The 19,771-nt window shown below is 49.2% G+C and carries 16 protein-coding genes; 8 read left to right on the top strand and 8 right to left on the bottom strand.

Features of this window, described 5'->3' with window-relative positions:
• Positions 1–24 precede the first annotated feature (24 nt).
• The 8 genes from Q0V21_RS19635 to Q0V21_RS19600 form a co-directional block, all read right to left on the bottom strand.
• Positions 25–2,244 (bottom strand): methyl-accepting chemotaxis protein, encoded by a 2,220-nt coding sequence (locus Q0V21_RS19635; RefSeq protein WP_079350393.1) that lies wholly within the window; start codon positions 2,242–2,244, stop codon positions 25–27.
• A gap of 336 nt (positions 2,245–2,580) precedes the next feature.
• On the bottom strand, positions 2,581–5,799 hold the full coding sequence (locus tag Q0V21_RS19630; protein WP_301880242.1) for an efflux RND transporter permease subunit: 3,219 nt from the start codon (positions 5,797–5,799) through the stop codon (positions 2,581–2,583).
• Between the two features lie 39 nt (positions 5,800–5,838).
• A complete protein-coding gene (locus tag Q0V21_RS19625) occupies positions 5,839–6,786 on the bottom strand; it encodes a TetR/AcrR family transcriptional regulator (protein WP_301880241.1) in 948 nt (315 codons plus the stop codon).
• A gap of 277 nt (positions 6,787–7,063) precedes the next feature.
• On the bottom strand, positions 7,064–7,198 hold the full coding sequence (locus Q0V21_RS19620) for a hypothetical protein (protein ID WP_256984792.1): 135 nt from the start codon (positions 7,196–7,198) through the stop codon (positions 7,064–7,066).
• A 169-nt stretch (positions 7,199–7,367) separates the two neighbouring features.
• Positions 7,368–7,682, bottom strand: coding sequence for a DMT family transporter (locus tag Q0V21_RS19615; protein WP_024632751.1), 315 nt, complete (start codon positions 7,680–7,682; stop codon positions 7,368–7,370).
• Positions 7,682–8,023 carry a DMT family transporter gene (locus Q0V21_RS19610; protein WP_024632750.1) on the bottom strand — a complete coding sequence of 114 codons (342 nt, stop codon included), beginning with the start codon at positions 8,021–8,023 and terminating at the stop codon, positions 7,682–7,684. Before Q0V21_RS19610 ends, Q0V21_RS19615 begins: the two co-directional genes overlap by 1 nt.
• Positions 8,020–8,643: a TetR/AcrR family transcriptional regulator gene (locus tag Q0V21_RS19605; protein ID WP_301880237.1), complete on the bottom strand. Its 624-nt coding sequence runs from the start codon at positions 8,641–8,643 to the stop codon at positions 8,020–8,022. Before Q0V21_RS19605 ends, Q0V21_RS19610 begins: the two co-directional genes overlap by 4 nt.
• A gap of 126 nt (positions 8,644–8,769) precedes the next feature.
• A complete protein-coding gene (locus tag Q0V21_RS19600) occupies positions 8,770–10,245 on the bottom strand; it encodes a phospholipase D family protein (RefSeq protein WP_301880235.1) in 1,476 nt (491 codons plus the stop codon).
• 268 nt (positions 10,246–10,513) lie between these two features.
• Between Q0V21_RS19600 and Q0V21_RS19595 the strand changes: the two genes are divergently transcribed.
• The 8 genes from Q0V21_RS19595 to Q0V21_RS19560 all read left to right on the top strand — a co-directional run bounded on the left by Q0V21_RS19595 (position 10,514) and on the right by Q0V21_RS19560 (position 19,735).
• Positions 10,514–11,449, top strand: coding sequence for a MerR family transcriptional regulator (locus Q0V21_RS19595; RefSeq protein ID WP_079350303.1), 936 nt, complete (start codon positions 10,514–10,516; stop codon positions 11,447–11,449).
• A gap of 283 nt (positions 11,450–11,732) precedes the next feature.
• Positions 11,733–13,283, top strand: coding sequence for a phytoene desaturase family protein (locus Q0V21_RS19590; RefSeq protein WP_079350304.1), 1,551 nt, complete (start codon positions 11,733–11,735; stop codon positions 13,281–13,283).
• The gene (locus Q0V21_RS19585; RefSeq protein WP_301880234.1) at positions 13,280–14,743 is read left to right on the top strand and encodes a phytoene desaturase family protein; all 1,464 of its coding nucleotides are present in this window, start codon (positions 13,280–13,282) and stop codon (positions 14,741–14,743) included. Before Q0V21_RS19590 ends, Q0V21_RS19585 begins: the two co-directional genes overlap by 4 nt.
• The gene (locus Q0V21_RS19580; protein WP_079350306.1) at positions 14,740–15,612 is read left to right on the top strand and encodes a phytoene/squalene synthase family protein; all 873 of its coding nucleotides are present in this window, start codon (positions 14,740–14,742) and stop codon (positions 15,610–15,612) included. The genes Q0V21_RS19585 and Q0V21_RS19580 overlap by 4 nt, the downstream gene beginning before the upstream one ends.
• A complete protein-coding gene (locus tag Q0V21_RS19575) occupies positions 15,612–16,379 on the top strand; it encodes a carotenoid biosynthesis protein (RefSeq protein ID WP_079350307.1) in 768 nt (255 codons plus the stop codon). The genes Q0V21_RS19580 and Q0V21_RS19575 overlap by 1 nt, the downstream gene beginning before the upstream one ends.
• Positions 16,348–17,106 (top strand): lysophospholipid acyltransferase family protein, encoded by a 759-nt coding sequence (locus tag Q0V21_RS19570; protein WP_079350308.1) that lies wholly within the window; start codon positions 16,348–16,350, stop codon positions 17,104–17,106. Before Q0V21_RS19575 ends, Q0V21_RS19570 begins: the two co-directional genes overlap by 32 nt.
• Positions 17,107–17,108: 2 nt before the next feature.
• On the top strand, positions 17,109–18,257 hold the full coding sequence (locus tag Q0V21_RS19565) for a glycosyltransferase family 2 protein (RefSeq protein ID WP_301880233.1): 1,149 nt from the start codon (positions 17,109–17,111) through the stop codon (positions 18,255–18,257).
• A complete protein-coding gene (locus Q0V21_RS19560) occupies positions 18,254–19,735 on the top strand; it encodes a phytoene desaturase family protein (protein WP_301880232.1) in 1,482 nt (493 codons plus the stop codon). Before Q0V21_RS19565 ends, Q0V21_RS19560 begins: the two co-directional genes overlap by 4 nt.
• The last annotated feature ends 36 nt before the right edge of the window (positions 19,736–19,771 follow it).

Raw genomic sequence — 19,771 nt, 5'->3', positions numbered from 1 at the left:
CTCCAATCCGCGTCAATGATGACGTCAGGTAATCGCGTTTTTATCGGGATGAGTCAGCTGGAATTGTCCGACAAGTTGTTGCAAAAAGACCGTGATAGCTTCTACATTGTGCGATGAATGCTGAACGTGCAGCATGTCGTTAATTAGTTCAATCATCTCGGTTTCTACCTCGGAAGATGTGGAACGGTTTTGGTGGCTAATGGCGGCGATGTTCTCCATCAACACCACAACCTGATCCACAACCTGTGTTCGTTGAGGTTCTTCAGCTGTAGCACTTTGGAGTAACTGGGAAGCAGCCTGAACGAGCGTGGTGCCTTCAGCGAGCACCTGATCGCCTTCCTTGATGGATTGCGAAGCTGCGCCTGCCGCTACAGAGATATTATCCAGAATCTTATGAATATCTTCAGTGGAGGAACGGGATAGTTCGGCCAGCTTGCGAATTTCACCGGCAACCACGGCGAATCCAAGTCCATGTTCGCCGACATGGGCTGCTTCAATGGAAGCATTCAGTGCGAGCAGGTTCGTCTGTGCCGAAATTTCATCAATGACAGCAAGTGCGCGGTAGATGTCCTGCATGGTCGCCATAAAGGACAGAATCGTATGATTGGTGTCGGATACGGCTCCCGAGATCTGGGTCATTTTATCACCGATGCGTTCCACTTCCTGGCGAGCAACATCGATTTGCTCTGTGGCAGACACTTCAAGCTGCTGCAGGGTGAGGCGCATTTCGTCGGCAGCTACTTTGGCCTGATCCAGATCCTCAAGCTGTTTGCGTATCCCTTGAATCATGGAGCCAAGTTTGAGATTTACACGTTCGGTCGTCCCTTGTGTAGTCTCCGTTGATGCCCGCATTTGGTGCTGGTTGTTCATCACATCCACGGTGGCAAGCTGTACCTTGAGCATGATTCCTTCAAGAGAGTCGATCATGTTGTTGATCCATTTTGCCAGTTCACCTGATTCATCCTGGGCAAAAGCGGATGTATCCAGACGCTGGGTCAAATCCCCCTTGCCTTCGGCGTTGATTCGAATAAATCGGCTAATGCGGCGCAAATCCTCATGAACACGTCGAACTTGTTTTCGTTGCAGTTGGTTTGCAGTCAGGAATCCATAAATGACATTGAAGGCAGCGATGGCTGCTGCGCTCCATGCGCTTCCAGTCAGCGCATATACAAGTGCCGCTCCCGCAATGCCTGACAACAGGATGTACAGGCTGTGCTGTTTGAATTGACGCCACCCCATGCTGCGTATCCGATACACTTCCTCCAGATCGCCTTCACACATCATGCCCCACAGATCCGGACAGTGGGGAAGCTGGAACGTGATGCCTTTGCCAATAACCGAGATATGACGATAATCCGAATAGCCCGGGTAAGCTACAAACAGATTGGAGCCATTGCGAATGGTATTTGCTACACCGGGGTGCAGATCGTTGGTGGAAGGATCAGTAAACATCAGTTCCAATTCGGTATGCTCATTAACGGATACAACGCCCCATTCGGTGGTTACACCGTCTTTCAGATTCTCCCCATGGGTGAACGTATGATCCTCGAAACGGCTGCGGGACAAGGCTGTTCCGGGCTGTAGTTCGGGGCGCAATCTCGATTCGGCCATGAAGAGATAATTGTCCCCGGAATCGGGGTAGATGTGGCCTGATTCTCGCTGGATCAGATCGCCCAATACATCATTTGGCACACGATTGCACAGGGTGCCGATGCAGCGGCCATTTTCCATGATTGGTACGATAAACATCAAGGTTACATCATCGTGAAAAGTGGAAGAACGGGGTCCGATTTCTAGTGTGAGTGGATCAGAATAGGGGCCATACAGACACTTCTGACCGCTGCCATTTGCTTGGGTATAACGCAGCCCGGGACCCATCAAAGCCCCATCTTCGTAGACTTTTCCAATATGTTTCTTATATGTAGAAAATACAACCTGGTTTTGCTCGTTCAGCATAAAAAGCTCAGTACTATCAAGAGCGCGGGTATAACTTGCAGCGAACCATACGTCCAATGCCTTTACATCTTCCGTTCCTTGCAGCATCCCTTGCGGCTGAACGGACTGTACTTGCTGAAGCAATCGGTCCAGATGATTCCATTGCTCCTCAGCCCAATCCATCAAAAGCTGCCGCCTTGTCTCCGCGATCCCTTCAAAGATTTCCTCCACATCCTGCTGAATAGCTGCATTCAATCGATACGACCGCCACAGCGGCCACCCTTTTCTCCATCCCAACCAATCAAACATACGGACCACCCCGCTTTCTGATTTTAAAATTCCTTTGCGAAACTGTTGAATGGAATGATACAAAATGCTGTTATCAATGTTTATACAAGAAAATCAACAAGAATACGAGGGTATATGTCATATTTTCCGAATATTTATCCAATAAATGCAAATGATTATGCGTCTTTGTTTGGAGAGGGTTTTTCTATGTTCATGTGTTACCAAGGTAAATGTAAAACACCCCTTAGCCGGATATCAGAATGTACAAATCATTCTAATATGGACTAAGGGGTGTTCTAAGTTAGAAGCTCATCTTAATTCGGAATGGTGATCTAATTCGATCAACAGAAGGTGTCGTTAATCTTCGATTCTTTTCTTTTTGAACTTCATCAGGAACTCATACACGATTGGCACGATAACCAGCGTCAGCAGCGTGGAGCTGATCAGACCGCCGATTACGGTAATGCCGAGACCTTTCGAGATGATCCCTGCGCTTTCTTCGAGTCCTGTTACCAGTGGCAGCAAGGCACCAATGGTAGCCAGTGCTGTCATCAGAATTGGACGCAGACGTGTTGCACCGGCTTCCAGCAAGGCTTCACGGGTAGGCATACCCTCTTTTTCCTTGTGAATAACACGGTCGATCAGAACGATGGCATTGGTGACCACGATCCCGATAAGCATCAGTCCACCCATCATGGCAGATACATCAAGCGTACCGCCAGCCACGAACAGGCCGACCATAATACCAATGATGGTAAACGGCAGAGAGAACAGGATGGCGAATGGCGCCAGTCCGCCGCCGAATGTAACAACGAGCACAAAGTATACAATCGCAATGGCAGCTACCATCGCAAGTCCAAGTTGGGTAAACGTGTCATTGATTTGTTCAGTTGTACCGCCAAATTTCACTTCAACACCATCAGGCAGATCGAGCTTATCGATGTTCGCCTGCAAGTTGGATGAAGCTTTTTGCACATCGGATGCCAAAATGTTGGCTGACACTTGAACGACGACTTTACCGTCAATACGCATGATGGAGTTCGGCGAGGTGCCTTCTTCCACTTTCGCGACATCTTTGATAGGTACTTCGATGCCGAGCGGCGAAGTCACTTTTTCATTTTCAATATCAGCAATGCTGTTGAAAGATTTTTTGTCTGTCTCTACATAGACTTTATACGTTTTGTTGTCGATATCCACTTCCGTGAGTACTGGACGTTCCCGCGCAGGGCTAAGCGCCATGGCCAGTTGGCCTGCAGTCAGACCCAGCGAGCTCAGTTTCTCCTGATCCGCGACGAGCGTGTACTGCCCGTAGGTATCGGAGAGTGTGGTGTCCGCTTTTTCAAAGGATTCGGTATCTGCTTCAACCAGTTTCAGGATTTCATCCGAGACAGGTTTGATCTGATCTACATTGTCACCATAGATAGAAAGGCTTAAGCTGCTGCCTCCCAGACCCCCGGACATGTCAAGCTCACTCCAGGTTCCTACAGTAACTTCCTTCTTCAGACCTTCCACAAGCTGTTCTTTCACTTGAGTGAAATCTTTCGTATCTTCGTTGTATTCAATATAGAACAGGGCAGAGTTGGAGCTTCCGCCACCCATGCTGCTCAGTGGATTACTTCCGCCGATAGAATATTGCATTTTCTCCAGACCCGGCTGTGTCAGCAACCACTTCTCAGCTACAAGCGCTTCTTTCTCAACGTCTTCACGCAAAGCTCCAGTTTCCGGGCTGTACGTAATGGTCACATATTTATCCTGTTGTTCCGGCAGGAAACTTGCACCGATGAACGGGTACAGAAACAAACTGCCGACCAGCAGCAATACAGCGACGCCGACCGTAATGAGTTTGTGTGACAATGTCCAGTTCAGAAGGCGTTTGTAACCTTCCGCCATCTTGCCTGGTTTTTCATCATGATTCTTTTTGTTCTTCAGACCTTTGCGGAACAACGTATGTGCCAGCATAGGTACAATCGTAACAGCCACAATCAGGGACGCCAGCAAGGCAAAGACCATGGTCAGGGCAAATGGCATGAACAGCTCACCGACCATACCACTCACCAGTGCGAGCGGCAGGAATACCGCGATGGTTACGATCGTGGAAGAAAGGATCGGAATGAACATTTCCCGAGTGGCTTCCCGGATCAAATCACGGCCTTTGAGTTTTTCTCCCTGGAGTGTCAGTCTGCGATAGATATTCTCGATAACGACAATGGAGTCATCGACAACCCGTCCAATCGCAACCGTCATGGCACCCAGTGTCATCATGTTCAGTGTAATGTCCATCATATTCAGTGCTGTCAATGCAATGAGCAAGGAGAGCGGGATGGATATAATAGAAATAATGGTGGAGCGAATATCACGCAGGAACAACAGAATGATCAAAATGGCGAACAAAGCACCAAACATCGCTTTGAACAACATCGTGTTTACGGAGTCCTGGATCGGTTTACCTTGGTCGAGCAAAACAGTCAACTCGGCGTTTTTGAACTGCGTCTGCAACTCTTCCGCTTTGTCTTTAACTGCCTTGACGACATCAACCGTGTTGGCATCATTGGACTTCACGATGGAGATCCCGATGGATTCCTTACCGTCTGTCCGGGAAATGGATTCCGCCTGACCAATGACTTCAATTTTGGCGATCTCGCTTAATTTAACCGTTGGAATTCCAGGTGCGTTAGCGGCACCTGAAGTGCTGCCGACACTGGCATTTCCGCCAGCGGTTTGTCCAGCAACCTGATCAGCACCTTGTGCAGAACCTTGAGCTGCTCCGCCAGCTTGTGCGTTGGCGCCTTGTGGTGCTGTGGCCGAACCACTGCCTGCTCCCGCACCGCTTGGTACAACCGGAATGGCGAGATTTTTCAGATCATCCAGATCGATGATATTGCCGTCAACAACAACAGCTTTCTGTGCTTTATCCAGTTCGAACAGTCCCAGTGGTACACGGACAGAAGAACCTTGAACGATGCCGTTGACTGTGTCTTCAGTCAAGCCTAGTTCATTCATTTTTTTCTGGTCAAACTTCAGTTGAACTTCCTTGACATACTGACCGGATACTTGGACTTGAGCTACACCGTCAATATCTTCGAGTGCAGGCTGGATATCCGTTTCAACCAGTCGAGTCAGTTGTTCCAGATCGCCGCCGTCCTTGTCGGACAAGCTGAGCGAGACAACCGGGAAGGAGTTGATACTGAATTTGGAGATGGTTGGTTTCTGTACGCCGTCAGGCAGCTGCACCTCATTCAGTGCTTCGCGTACCGCTGCTGTAGCGTTGTTCAGATCGGTACCATAATCAAATTCGAGAGTAATGGAAGAGGCATTCTCCATGGAGGTGGAGGTGAGTGTCTTAATTCCCTCAACATTTCTTAAGGTCTGTTCCAATGGCTTGGTGACATCCTCCACAATACCTTCCGGAGCAGCCCCTGGGTCAATGGCCGTAACATTCAGGAATGGCACATTGATGTTTGGAATGGTCTCCTGTTTCATCGTCAGTCCGCTGTACAAACCGGCGAAGGAAACGATGATGGTCAGAATCCAGATCGCAAACTTGTTGTTCAGTGAAAAATTGATAATCCCTTTCATACGGTGGTTTCTTCTCCTCTCTGTTCTCCCTGTATTTCTTTATTGTTGTGACGAGTCAGCCTGGATAAACCGGCTATACATGGCATCCATAATGTGCTGAAGCTCGGAGTGCAATGGCTGGATGACAGGAATGTGATCCAGATTGTGCATCATGCCCAGAATAATGGCACGTCGCGGTGTGAATTCCATCATCTCCTGTCTCAGGATGGCGATGGTCTCCAGCGCATCGTTGCGCACCTGCCCTGGAGGCATATCCGAAGTGATGATATCCTTCATCTGTTTGATGATGTGAATGGGATGACGCATCACTGTGGAATCTGTATCTGAATCGCTGCTCCATGCGGGCCAATGTTCCAAAGGAACCAATGGAGCAGGGCGTTGATCTAGCAATCCGCGAGCTGCATAATCGATCGTTTGCAGCATGTTGCTCGCCATCTTGGATACGGTAAGGGAAGGCATTTCCGTAAACCAGATTTTGACGTAGGAGAGGAACAGACCATGTGTAAGCAAAATAAGGTCTATGATATAGGGTTCAATCTCCGGTCCGTACAGATCCTCCAGTTTGTCCTTGAACCAGTGCAGGGTACGGATCTCCAAATCCTTGTGCTGCGGCTTGCACTTTTCCTTGCGATGCTGCTCTTCATCCATCATCATGCTGCGCATTTGCACGCGTAAAAATTCCTTCAGCTCGGATACATGGACAAGCAGTGTTTCAATCTGCTTATGCAGACGTTCTCTTGAAGTGAGCCCAGTTTCATGTTCAATCTGGGACATTTCATCCATGAGTGTGAATATGCAGTACTCCATCGTACTGGCCTCTAATTCCTCTTTCGATTTGAACATAAGGTAGAGGCTGCCTTTCGACATCCCGCATATCTCTGCAATCTCCTGCATCGAGGTTGCAGCACTGCCTTTGGCTGAGAACAGCCTGAGTGCTGTGGTAATAATAAGCTTTTTCTTTTCATTCATTTCATGGATAGGGTTCATTAACGATACATTCACCTCACCTGCGGAACTTACGAGTTCTTGAATTGACTTTATGGTCAAACCAAGTATAAACGATATGGACAATGGAATTCAAATGGGAGAAAAATGGAAAAAGAAGAGGGGATAACATAAGGGGTCTGGAGCATATTTACCGCGTCATGTAGACAAGATAGTAGCTGATAACGAGCGACGATATATTCATTGCAATAGGTATGATAATCACGAGTATCAAGGTTGGACGAGCAGACTAAGGTTGATGAGTTGCAAATGATCTATTTCAGGCTCCGCCCTTAAAAACATAAATAGCTAGAAGAATAATGGCTGCAAGAGCAATCAGATAAAAGGCTCCCACAGCGATCAGGAATATGTATCCGGTAAAAGAACCCATGCGCACGAACCATTTCTTCATCATCACGACATCCTTTCATACGTAACAGAGTGTAGGATGGTTTCCTATTTACATCATATCCCAAAAAGACGACTTCCTGAATGAAGTCGTCTTTTTTAATCATTAATTTATATGAGATTATTGAAGTGAAGTTAACAATCGCTGATAACGGAGAGTACGAAGCCGATAACTTTTACGTAATCAGTTTCAATCCAATTGCCGCCACCAAAATCATGGCTATAAACAGCAGCCGCTTGGCTTCCTTCCGCTCACCGAACAGGAACATACCTGTTAACGTACTGCCCACCGTGCCGATTCCAGTCCATACCGCATACGCTGTGCCCATGGGAATAGAAGTCATCGCATAGGATAACAGAGAGAAGCTGATCACGAAGGATACGAGCATGAGCACGATATAAGGCCAGCCCTTCCGGGAAGAAGCACCATTAATGCCGATGACACCAAAAATTTCACATATGCCTGCACCCACAATTGCTATCCAAGCCATTATGCTTCACCTCCTTTTGCCGATTGTTGATCTGTGACCAGTTTCAGTCCGACCACACCACATAGCAACAGGCCGATGAGCAAAACCTTGGCAAGCGAGAATGCTTCACCAAATAGCAGCATTTCGGTCAGTACCGTACCTGCGGTACCAATCCCCGTAAATACGGCATATACCGTGCCCACAGGCAATCTTTTGGAAGCAGCAATGATTAATCCAAAGCTGAGGATGATGGCCAGGGCCGTCAAAGCCCATTCCCACACATTGGAGGCGTGTTTCAGCCCACTTACCCATACAATCTCAATGAGTCCTCCGATAAATACATATAACCAGTTGCGGTTCATGATGATGAATCTCCTTTCGGCACAACGGACCGTGCCCCTTGTTTCAGATGATGAATGCCATGCCAGTAGACAGGCCAGGAAGCTTCAATCCGTCTCCTATATCGACGTGAACTTCCATAGATAATCTCAACCGTGATGCCATCGAGAAAAGTCATAAAAGCAATCGCAGCTTGTTCCGCCGGAACAGCCTGTAGTTCTCCCTTACGCGTCGCCCTTTGCAGCAGCCGTGACAGTGACCGCTCCATACCGTCCAGAAACGGGTACACCATATCCATGACTTCACTGTATAGCGAAAGCGGTGGGAAGTAGCACATACGCAGCATAAAGCGGGCAGAGGCGTTACAGTTATACTCTTGCTCAAACCATATCAGCAAACCCTTCAACCTTTGCTCCAGAGGGAGATTGGCGTGATCGCGGAAGTATTCCAGCGTTCGACGCTGAACATCCTTGAACGCATGCGCAAGGGTGTGCAAAAACAGGTCATCCTTGCCGCTGAAATGTGCATATATGGACGGTTTTTTAATCCCGACTTCGTCAGCAATAGCTCTTAAGGAGGCCCCTTCATATCCATCTCTTGCAAAATGGAACAGGGCTGCATCCCGAATCGAATGTGCAGTCATTATTATCACCTTCCTAACGGTCGTTAGGTAACCTATATTTTCACATTTTACTTTCGCTGTCAAGGCACAAAAAAACGCCTGCACGATAGAGTACAGGCGGGTTTATGCTTGGAATTTCGTTTTCAATTAGAAGGTTGTTAAACCCAAAATCAGCTGCAGCTTATATACGATTTCTTTCAAAAATGTAGTCTTTTCCTGAAATTCATCCAGGTTCAGGGTGAACTCGGCATCTTCATTATTCCATATACGGTCAAAATAAGCGGCGATATCTCGAGTAAATGAGTTATCTGGTGGCGCAGCAACCCATAGATCATTTTCCAGATTATAATCATTCATGTTTCTGGGAGTGAAGTTGGTCGATCCTCCAAGAACGATATGATCTCCGGTCGCTTTGGCAATGTACATCATCTTGGTATGATATTGCTCCTTGGTTGTGTTGTACCAGCGAATCTTGATTTTGCCATCCGATTTATCATGCAACTCCGCAGCTACAGGGCGATTGGGAATGCCGGTCTTCTCCTGACCAAAGGCATTTTCGTTCGGATCGAGCACTAGCCTTATTTCGGTTCCCCGTTTCGAGGCTTCAAGCAGGGCGTCCAATACTTTGGGTGAAGCGATGTAGAACATGCCCATCCACAGGGTATCACCTTTTACCGTTTGCTTAATCTCGTTTAGCACGGCGTCATTTACTTTGCCCTCGGTCAGATAGCGAATTCGCAAATCCCCCTTATTCGGATCTGTGGGAGGAGCTGTATAGGATGGGAGCTTTCCTCCACCCGAGAAATTCAGCACAGCCTGCTCCGACTCAAGGATATCTCCAATAATCGGTCCGGTTATTTCATAAGCAATGTTGGAGTGGTAGGCACTGGCGTCATGAATATTACCTGAGGAGACAATAGCCGTCTTCTCGTTGACCACAACTTTGCGATGGTTGGCCTTCACATTGAGCAATTTAAGGTAGGAGCGTACAGTGACATCCGGGCCATCGGATGCCATCAGGTTCGGAATCCACCCTTTCCCGGATTGTCCAAACCACTGGAAGAAGGTGCGCCACACAGCGGAGTAGACAGGGGTGGAGTCGCGTAAAGGATCAACATCTGTAATGACCACGTGAATTCCTGCCTGTTTCATCTGCTCCAGTAACGGGTTGGGTGCAGAGTTATAGTTGGTGTTCACTTCATCCGTAATGAACCAGATGTCCATTTCCGGTTTCTGAAGTTTTTTGGCAACCAGGGTTTCCGTAAACTCGGTGCTGATGGGTGGAAATTGCTGACCCTTGTGCTGGTAGTTATTGAATAAAAACATATCAACCACCACGAACTGTTCCGCGTCCTCAACAACCTGAAGCATGCGCTGGAAGATCTGCTGTTCATGCTCCATCTGTCCATCAGCGGAGGGATAGGTCAGATCATGCAGAAATTGTACCTGATCCACACGGTATTCCGGACTTTCATAAGAAATGCCGGATGGTAACGGTTTATAGGTCTGGTAGAGCATGACGGCGATGAGCCATAGCACCAATAGTACGAGACCTGTTCGTATGTATGGAAATTTGCCGCGTGAAGACTTGCGGTCTGATGTCTTGCGGCGATTAGAAAACAACAATAACTCCCCTTTCTGAACTTGCTGACTTCTATTACCACCCGGATGACAACGTTGACGCAGAGAGCCTGAAGCAATATTTCATTTATTAGGTAGATGGAGATCCAAGAATAGGACGGATGCATCGACAGTAATATGAGTGTTGTGTATAATAAGCGTATTGTTTTTGTAGAATGTTCGGATTTTCATATACCTGACAATGACGGGACCAGGCTTCGTTTTTAACCTGTGAATTGGAGCTATTTCAGGAAAGAAAGTGGGTAATAAGGTGTATTCCATCAAACAAGTCGCTGCCATGTTGGGTATTCCAACGGTAACCCTCCGGGCTTGGGAGAATCGATATAGTGCGGTCACCCCTGAGCGGACGGAATCGGGTTATCGCTTATACACGGATGAGAATGTTGCCGATCTGCGCTGGTTGAAAGAACAGGTAGAACAGCATCAGACCAATATCTCCGAAGCGGTTCGTATGCTTAAGGTGAACAAAACCAACCCACCTCCTGAAGCTGCTGTGCCTACGCCGTTAACGGCCCCCGTACCCACGTTGGAAGAGGCATATGTACGTATAGCCGATCAGATCTATGACTCGTTATACAATTTCCAGGGGGAACGGGCCAATGGGCTGATTGATTTTGGCTTCACCATGTACGGATATGATTCGATGTTTTATCATGTGCTGGTTCCCATACTCGTTCGGGTAGGAGATGCATGGGAACAGGGCAGAGCTTCGGTTGCTCAAGAGCATTTCATGACACAGCTGATCTCGCAGCGCTTCTATCAGTTTTTCCATCTGTTCCCGATCTATCCGCATCTGCCTAAAGTTCTGGCTCTATGCCCGGAAGGGGAGCATCATCAGGTTGGATTATTGCTGTTCTCGCTGTTTATGCGCAAAAATGGTGCTGAAGTGCTCTATCTCGGAGCCAACACACCGGAAGAGGGGATATTTCCAATCATTCGAGAGCAGAAAATCAGATTGGTCTGCCTTTCGGTTACCAGCTCCGAACTCCTTGAGCGGTGCGATCAGCTTGTGGGTCGAATTGCGGACGAGTTCCCGCATATGCGCTTTGTACTTGGAGGTAAAGGGTATGAGCGTGCAGAGAACGCCCGTTACCCACAATGGATTATGCCCGAAGATTCAGCGGATTGGCAATCGTGGATGGAACGTGAGTATTTCACAGAGCGGCCGTCCGGATTAGGCTATTGAATGCCATGCTTCTAAAATGAGTCTAACAATAAAATGTATAGGTTCGTGTATACAGGACATCCTTTGACGCAAGAGCGCGAGGGGTGTTTTTTTTGCATTTCAATTATTATTTACGTATTTTGACCAGTGGGTCATTTTTTTGATTTACAAGGTCGTATAATATTTGTATTATATTTGTATAATGTTTTTGCGTTTACCCGCTTGAACTGCTTATGGGCGGTTTAATAGTAAGTTAGAGACTATAGTACTAGAGGTAGTTCCTAACATAGGAAAGGTGAGTGGCATGATACCGAACCAGCAACGCAAACGTGCAGCTGTCATTGGTGCAGGTCCGGGTGGACTTGCAGCGGCCATGTTATTGTCCGGCCAGGGGTATGAAGTAGATGTGTATGAGAAGCAGCCTGTGATTGGCGGGCGTTCTTCCAGACTGGAGCTGGGAGACTACCGATTCGACCGGGGGGCAACATTTTTGATGATGCCTCAGTTGATTGAAGAGATGTTCGAGGTGGTGGGACGCAAATTATCCGATTATGTGGAGATGAAAGAGCTGACTCCGCTGTACGCACTGAATTTCGGTGATAAGGTGTTTACGCCCTCCCGCAACCGTGAAGATACTGCTGCACAGATCAAGGAGCTTTTCCCCGGCAACGAGGACAATTACCTTCGGTTCATGCAGGAAGAAGAAGTGAAGTTTGGCAAAGTCATGCCTTTGCTGCGCCGACCTTTCGGCAAGCTGGCCGATTATTTGCGAAGAGATGCCATGACAGCTCTGCCGAAACTGGACATCAACAATACGGTCTATGGCATCCTGTCCCGCTATTTTACCGATGAGCGTCTGCGCTGGGCGTTTACGTTCCAATCCAAATACCTGGGCATGTCTGCCTGGGATTGTCCGGGTACGTTTACGATTCTATCGTTCATTGAGCACAACTACGGATTATTTCACCCTACGGGTGGCGTCAATCGGGTATTTCAGGCCATGGCTGATGTAGTTGAAGAATATGGAGGACGAATACATACATCCTGTCCGGTTAAACAGGTCATGGTTCGCAATGGGCGAGCAGAAGGTGTGCTGCTTGAAAACGGTGAACGCATCGAAGCAGATCATGTCGTCGTCAATGCAGACTTCGCCCATGCCGTGAATCATCTGTTTGAACCAGGAGTGCTTAAGAAATATACACCGGAGAAAATGAAGCGTAAAAAGTACTCCTGCTCCACAGCCATGCTGTATCTGGGCGTGGACGGTGAAGTGGATTTACCGCATCATTCCATCTATTTCCCCGAGGACTATCGACTGAACGTGGATGAGATTACGAAGCACAAAGTGTTGTCTGCGGATCCGTCCCTCTATATTCATAACCCTTCCAGACTCGATTCGACGCTCGCACCGGAAGGGAAATCTGCTTTATATGTGCTGATGCCCACGCCCAACCTAACCGGAGACATCGACTGGGAGACAGAACGAGAGAATGTGCGGGAGGCAATGTTGAAGCGGATGGAATCGATTACTGAGTTGTCAGACATCCGCAGCCGTATTGAAGAATCGATGATGTTTACACCGCTGGACTGGGAAAATGAACTGGATGTGTACCGCGGAGCGACGTTCAACATGGCTCACAATCTCGGCCAGATGATGTATCTGCGGCCCCATAACCAGTTTGAAGAGTTAAAAAGGGTGTGGCTGGTAGGCGGTGGAACCCATCCGGGCAGTGGGCTGCCAACCATCTTTGAATCGGCTCGGATTAGCGTAAAACTCATTCAGGAAGAGGATGCTCGCAAGCGCTCGAAACGATCCTCGTATGTGAAAACGGCGGAAGCGGGAGGCCATTCATGAAACGGGCAGCTATTGTAGGTGCAGGTATTGGCGGCCTGACTTCAGCCTTGTTGCTGAATAAACAGGGTTGGGACGTCACCGTATATGAACGGGGTTCCAGAGTTGGTGGTCGTATTAGTTACGAACAGGAAGGCGATTACCGGATTGACCAAGGCCCTACGATCGTGCTTCTGCCCGAGATGCTGCTAGGCATTTTGGAGGAAGCGGGTGTGGATCGTTCGAAGATTGAGCTGCTGCGTTGTGATCCCTTGTACAGAGTGCACTATAGCAGCGGGCGTGTGATGACCAAAATGACGGAACGTAAACAGCAGGCCGAAGAGATTGAACGTCTCTTCCCTGGAGAAAGTCAGGGATTCTCAAAATTTATGAACGATATGGACACGTTGTTTCCGGCGGGACGGGCTGCGTTTCTGGAACGGGCTTTCCCTCGGAAAAGGGATTTCTTCACTCCTTCTCTGATGTCCCTGATGGGCCGATTGCGTGCTCATAAAAGTGTGCGTAAGGCTGTAGGTGATTATTTTCAACACGAGGAACTGCTGGATGCTTATTCGCTGCAAAGTCTCTATATTGGTGGATCTCCCTTTGGTACACCGGGCATTTACTCCCTGCTCCCTTATGCAGAACACGAATATGGCATCTGGATGGTGAAAGGTGGCTATGCTGCATTACCTGCCATACTGGAACAGGAACTGATATCACGTGGTGGCCGTGTCGTGCTGAATTCGGAAGTTACCGGGCTGAATATCGAAAAGGGGATATGCAAAGGTATAGAAACAGCCGCAGGCGCAGAAAATGTGGATGCAGTTATCTACAATGGGGATTTCCCCCACCTGTCGGGTCTGCTTGGTCAGACGCCTGAAGGTACACGCAAACGAAAGCCATATCGTCCCTCATCGGGATGTGTGTTGATCTATGTGGGCGTAGACAAAACCTGGGAGGATGCAACGACGCATCAATTTTTTCTGCCTCCAAGTCTGGACGGCAGTTTGCGGGAAGTGTTCGACCAGCGCCGCATTCCGGCGAAGTCCTCATTTTATGTATTTAATCCGGCTGCATTGGACGAAACGGCAGCTCCGCCAGGTCAGAGTGTATTGTACTTCCTCATTCCGGTGCCGGATGCCGATGGTGTCAACTGGTCTCAGGAGAGCGAGGCGCTGGCAGAGCGTGTACTGGAAGAAGCGGAACAACGTGGGTTTCCGGGACTTCGTGCAGCGATCCAGTGGCAAAAAATACGTACTCCCGCTGACGCTGAGCGCGACGGGCTGTATGGGGGGGGCAGCTTTGGCATCGCACCCGTGATGTTCCAATCCGGTGTATATCGGCCGCAACCGAAGCCGTTCCCGGCGATCCGGGGACTATATGCCGCAGGCGCGTCCGTACATCCGGGAGGCGGGGTTCCTATTGTAATGCAAAGTGCTCGCATGGCAGTCAATCAACTCATAAAGGAGATGGAAACATGAATGAAGCGATTTTGAACAGGTGTGAAGAATTAATGCAAAAGGGCTCGTCATCTTTTTATCTGGCCTTTAGAGGGCTGCCAAGTCCGCGCCGTGAAGCTGTTTACGTTATCTATGCTTTCTGCCGCATGATCGATGACAGTGTGGATGAGCCGGAGCAGTCGCCCTATACGATTCATGAAATCCGCAATCTGTTCAATCAGCTGGAAGAAGCGGAAGGGCATTTTATTTGGCCGGCATTACGATGGCTGTTTACGAGCTTCCCTCATTTGGACAAAGGGCCTTTCTTGCGTCAGATCGAAGGACAATTAACCGATCTTCAAGTGACGCATTATACAACGATGGAGGAACTGGAGCAATATTGTTATCTGGTTGCAGGGACTGTCGGCGAGATGTTGCTGCCTGTATTGCGCGATGACAACGGTACAGAAGTGGCAATGAACGGCATTGCGCTGGGCAAAGGCATGCAGATCGTAAATATTATCCGTGATGTGGGCGAGGACCGGACACGAGCGCGTCGCTATGTTCCACTGGAGATGATGGAGAAGCATGGGTATTCGGAACAGGATTGGGTTGACGGTATTGTGGACGAGAGGTTCATAGCCATTGTGCATGAATTAAAATCAGCTGCGCTGAGCTGGTTTCGTATCGGTATGGACCGTCTGGATACGTATCCAGATGAAAGTGCATTTGCCATTGAGCTGGCGGCAGCCTTTTATTCAACCATTCTGCATGCCGTTGAGCGCAACGACTATGACGTGTATACGAAGCGTGCGTTCGTTAGCGATGAACTCAAACTGGAGATGCTGGGTGCCATTGTGAAACGTTATCCAAGGCTGGCTTATCAAGCTTCCCGCACGGCGGTATCCTGATGATTCAGGGCCTGTACTGGGCATGGTATATCATCGGAGCAACACTGATGCTGACGATCGGAGTGCCAGATGTACTGTCCTTCTCCAACGGTTTGTTTCTAATCTTCTATGCACTGTATGTGCTGGATCTGATCTATCAAGGACGGAAACGGACGCGGCTGTCCGACCAGTCAGTCATTTGGATGAAACCCGGACTCTGGCTGGCTTCCGCTATTATATGGCTGGGAGGCATGGGCGTGGAATGGGTCGGTGTGCATACACATTGGCCCTTTGGCGAATATTCGTATTCGGATTTCTTCGGAATCCACCTGTTCAGTGTACCCGTTACATTAGGCTTCGCCTGGATTGCAGTGGTTGGAAACTCGGCTCTGCTCAGTGGTGGCGGCTCCTCGTGGACGGGTAAACTGATTCGAGCGGTCAAGACCGGATTCTGGGCCATCGTACTTGACTTGGTGCTGGATCCGGTTGCTCATGCCAGAGGATTCTGGCAATGGCAGGCCCCGGGTGGATTCTACGGTGTACCCTGGACCAATTACATAAGCTGGTTTGTGATGGGAGCGTTCCTCTCCTTGTTTCTTCCGGCAATGCCTTCGGATCGAAGCTCATTGCTGCGTGCAAAATGGTTATATCAGCTGTTTATTCTTTTGTTTGGGCTGTTAGCTCTCAAAGAAGGAATTACAGGCAGCTTCATCATTGCTATTGTGGGAGTGCTTCTTGCTGAGGGGAGCTGGCGATATGATTCGCGCCGTAAAATCAAAACCGTTTAACCGGATTTTTTCCTTATACAATCATTATTACTTGCTGCGGAGACGTTTTCGCTCGTTTACGTTATCGGGGTCATTGGACCCCCGGCTCTCGAATAATGGCTCACCCATGGACCCGGATCAGCCTGTCATCTATTTCATGAACCATAGCTCCTGGTGGGATGGTCTGCTGCTCTATCATGCATCGCAGCAGACTTCCCTGGGAGATCATTATGTCATGATGGAAGAAGAACAGCTGCGACAATATGCTTTTTTTCGCAAACTTGGCGCGTATTCAATCAATAAGGAGAATGCATCCGGCATTCGAACCTCCTTGCAATATACGACCGAGCTGCTACACTCCGGCAAAAGGGTCTGGATCTTTCCCCAAGGGGAAATTCTGCATCAGGATGCCAGACCCATCGAGTTTCGTCCAGGCATTGGGTTGCTGCTCCGCCGCTCCCCGCGCACCGTAGCGGTACCTGTTACCTTGTGTCATGGCATGGTGCAGCATGATTTGCCAGAAGTATCGATGCAGGTGGGTACACCTGTGAACGAAGATTGGAAGACATGGAAAAGTGAGGAGATTGCGACCAGATTGAGCAAGGTACTGGAGCAGCAGTTAAATGACCATAAATCAGAGCTGGTACGCATTGGGCAGGGGAGTTTGCCGGGGGCCTTTCCACTGATTCGCCATGTGAGTTCCACGAGTGAAAAATACGATGCGGCACGGAAGCGGGTGAACCGTTAGCAATGAGTGCGTCTGAAATAGGATGGATCATACTGACTTGTGTATTGGGCATTCAATTGGTGTTTGCCATATGGAACGTCTCCTGTCTGCCCAAAGTGCGTTCATTCAACGCAAGCGGATGGAAAGACAAAGACATGCTGGTCTCTGTGCTGATTCCTGCCCGTAACGAGAAACTGCATATCCAAGGGTGTCTGGAGAGTGTGCTTGCCAGCGATACAACCGGATTTCGGATGGAAGTATTGGTGCTCGATGATCGCTCCGAAGATGAGACAGCAGCCTTGATCCAGGTCATTGCAGACCGTGATCCACGTGTGCGTCTACTGCATGGTGTGGAGCTTCCCGCAGGTTGGATGGGTAAGTCTCATGCCTGCCACCGACTGGTGCAGAAGGCCAAGGGTGAATGGTTTATGTTCGTGGATGCCGATGTGCGCTTGGAACCTGCGGCGATTCGTCAGTCCCTTGCTGCAGGGTGTGCACAGGGCGGCGGCCTCGTAACAGGATTCCCCTATCAGGTGACGAAGACCTGGATGGAGAAGCTCGTTGTGCCCATGATGGTGTTCACCATCATCAGCCATCTTCCCATTTTCATGATACGCAGATCATCCCATCCGATGTTTGTAGCCGCTACAGGGGCGTTTTTGCTCATTCATCGTTCCAGTTATAAGGCCGCCGGCGGACATGCTGCGATCCAGGCCGATCTGGTCGATGATATGAGCCTGGCCAAGGCCGTTAAGCGTGCGGGACATCCCGTCATGCTGGCCGACGTTCATGACGTGACGAATACACGAATGTACCAAGATGGTACAGAAGTGTGGAACGGCTATAAGAAGAATATGTACGAAGGCATGGGGCGCAAAGATGTGCTGCTGTTAGGCACGATGCTGATGTATACATTGATGTACATTGTGCCTCCGCTCGGTCTGATCATCGGTTTGTTGTCGGGCAATGCTACGTCCGTTATCTATGGTCTTGTGGGAACCGTGCTCGGGATAGCAGTCAAAAGGGTATCGGATTACGCTGGAGGACAACCTTGGTGGCTTGCTTTCCTGCAACCGATTAGTATGGCCTGTGTCATTGCGATCGGCATAGCTTCTTGGCAGGCAGGTCGTTCCGGTAAGGGGTATGTATGGAAAGGTAGGCGGTACAATTGAAGGGGAACGTCATCATTATCGGCGGAGGATTTGGAGGTCTATCGTGTGCCATTCGGCTAGCTTCGCAGGGTGTACGGGTCACCATTCTGGAACGGCAGGATCGGGTCGGTGGAAAGCTGCAGCAGATCGAGCAGGATGGATATCATTTTGACCGGGGGCCGAGTACAATTACGATGCCCGCCAGCTTCCGTTCCGTCTTCGATCACGCAGGTGTAGAGATGGAAGATTATGTGCAGCTATATGAGCTGGAGCCACGTACGCGTAATCGTTTTGCAGATGGGACCGTGGTTGATTTGTCGGGCAATCGAGAGTGGATGAAGGAGCAGATTGCTGCCTATAGCCCGGAGGATGCGACCGGTTATGATGCATTTATGGATGAATCTGCTGCGCTGTATGCGGAAGCCAATCGTCATTTTCTTGGAAAACTGCTGTTGTCGCCCAAGGATAAATACAATCTTCGAATGCTTCGCAGTTTGCTGCGTGTACGACCAACAGTGAAGCTGGACAAGCTGCTGCGATCATATTTTCAACACCCGCATACCCTTGCGATGTTCGGCCGGTACGCAACCTATGTTGGATCATCGCCCTATCAGGCGCCTTCAATCTTTGCCATGATGGGACATGTGGAAGCAGAGGTGGGCATCTATGGGGTCAAGGGTGGAACCTATCAACTAATTGAAGCGATGACACGGCTTGCACAGGAAAAAGGGATACAAATCATTACTGGCACCAATGTCCGGCAAATTGTGGTCAGGAATGGTCAAGTGGCAGGCGTGGATACGGATCAGGGCTTCCGGGAGGCCGATCAGGTTGTTGCCAATGGAGATGTTCTCAGTGTCAATCGGCTGCTGCTTGCACCAGAATATCGTAAACAGATGAGCGATGCACGGATTAACAGGTATGAGCCTTCGATATCGGGGTTTGTAACATTGGCTGGTGTGAAGAGACAGTATGAATCCCTGCTGCACCATACCGTCTTTTTCCCGGAACGGTATGAACCGGAGTTTGACCATATTTTCCGCGACCGAAAGATGCCTGCCGATCCCACAATCTACATCTGTTATTCCGGTTATTCGGAAGAGGGCATGGCTCCAGCCGGAGCCAGTAATCTGTTCATTCTGGTGAACGCTCCATATTTGTCGGACTCATGGAATTGGGAGGAGCAGATGGAGCGTTATGGCGAACTGGTGTTGGAGAAGCTGGCCGAGCGGGGCATTAAGGGATTGAAGCAGTCGGATGTGCTGATCCGGTACACTCCGCAGCATATAGAACGGGATACACTCGCTCATCAAGGGTCGATCTACGGCATCTCGTCCAACTCGGTGAAGCAGACCTTCATGCGTCCCGGCAACAAAAGCAAGGATGTCAAAGGGCTGTGGTACGTGGGTGGAACGACGCATCCGGGCGGCGGAACACCGATTGTAACGTTATCCGGGCAGCTTGTAGGGGCGCAGCTTGCATCTGAAATCGGACGGTAAGATGTGGGTGAGGATTTCATATAACAGAATGGCTGA

The organism is Paenibacillus sp. 11B (genome assembly GCF_030487755.1).
GTDB classification, from domain to species: domain Bacteria; phylum Bacillota; class Bacilli; order Paenibacillales; family Paenibacillaceae; genus Paenibacillus; species Paenibacillus vandeheii.
This window is presented reverse-complemented; position numbering and strand designations above follow the sequence as displayed.

Coding starts and splice junctions, on each gene's coding strand:
- Q0V21_RS19590 (WP_079350304.1), top strand. CDS start 11,733: ATGATACCGAACCAGCAACGCAAACGTGCAGCTGTCATTGGTGCAGGT.
- Q0V21_RS19630 (WP_301880242.1), bottom strand. CDS start 5,799: ATGAAAGGGATTATCAATTTTTCACTGAACAACAAGTTTGCGATCTGG.
- Q0V21_RS19585 (WP_301880234.1), top strand. CDS start 13,280: ATGAAACGGGCAGCTATTGTAGGTGCAGGTATTGGCGGCCTGACTTCA.
- Q0V21_RS19635 (WP_079350393.1), bottom strand. CDS start 2,244: ATGTTTGATTGGTTGGGATGGAGAAAAGGGTGGCCGCTGTGGCGGTCG.
- Q0V21_RS19580 (WP_079350306.1), top strand. CDS start 14,740: ATGAATGAAGCGATTTTGAACAGGTGTGAAGAATTAATGCAAAAGGGC.
- Q0V21_RS19570 (WP_079350308.1), top strand. CDS start 16,348: ATGATTCGCGCCGTAAAATCAAAACCGTTTAACCGGATTTTTTCCTTA.
- Q0V21_RS19610 (WP_024632750.1), bottom strand. CDS start 8,023: ATGAACCGCAACTGGTTATATGTATTTATCGGAGGACTCATTGAGATT.
- Q0V21_RS19620 (WP_256984792.1), bottom strand. CDS start 7,198: ATGATGAAGAAATGGTTCGTGCGCATGGGTTCTTTTACCGGATACATA.
- Q0V21_RS19565 (WP_301880233.1), top strand. CDS start 17,109: ATGAGTGCGTCTGAAATAGGATGGATCATACTGACTTGTGTATTGGGC.
- Q0V21_RS19625 (WP_301880241.1), bottom strand. CDS start 6,786: ATGAACCCTATCCATGAAATGAATGAAAAGAAAAAGCTTATTATTACC.
- Q0V21_RS19615 (WP_024632751.1), bottom strand. CDS start 7,682: ATGGCTTGGATAGCAATTGTGGGTGCAGGCATATGTGAAATTTTTGGT.
- Q0V21_RS19605 (WP_301880237.1), bottom strand. CDS start 8,643: ATGACTGCACATTCGATTCGGGATGCAGCCCTGTTCCATTTTGCAAGA.
- Q0V21_RS19575 (WP_079350307.1), top strand. CDS start 15,612: ATGATTCAGGGCCTGTACTGGGCATGGTATATCATCGGAGCAACACTG.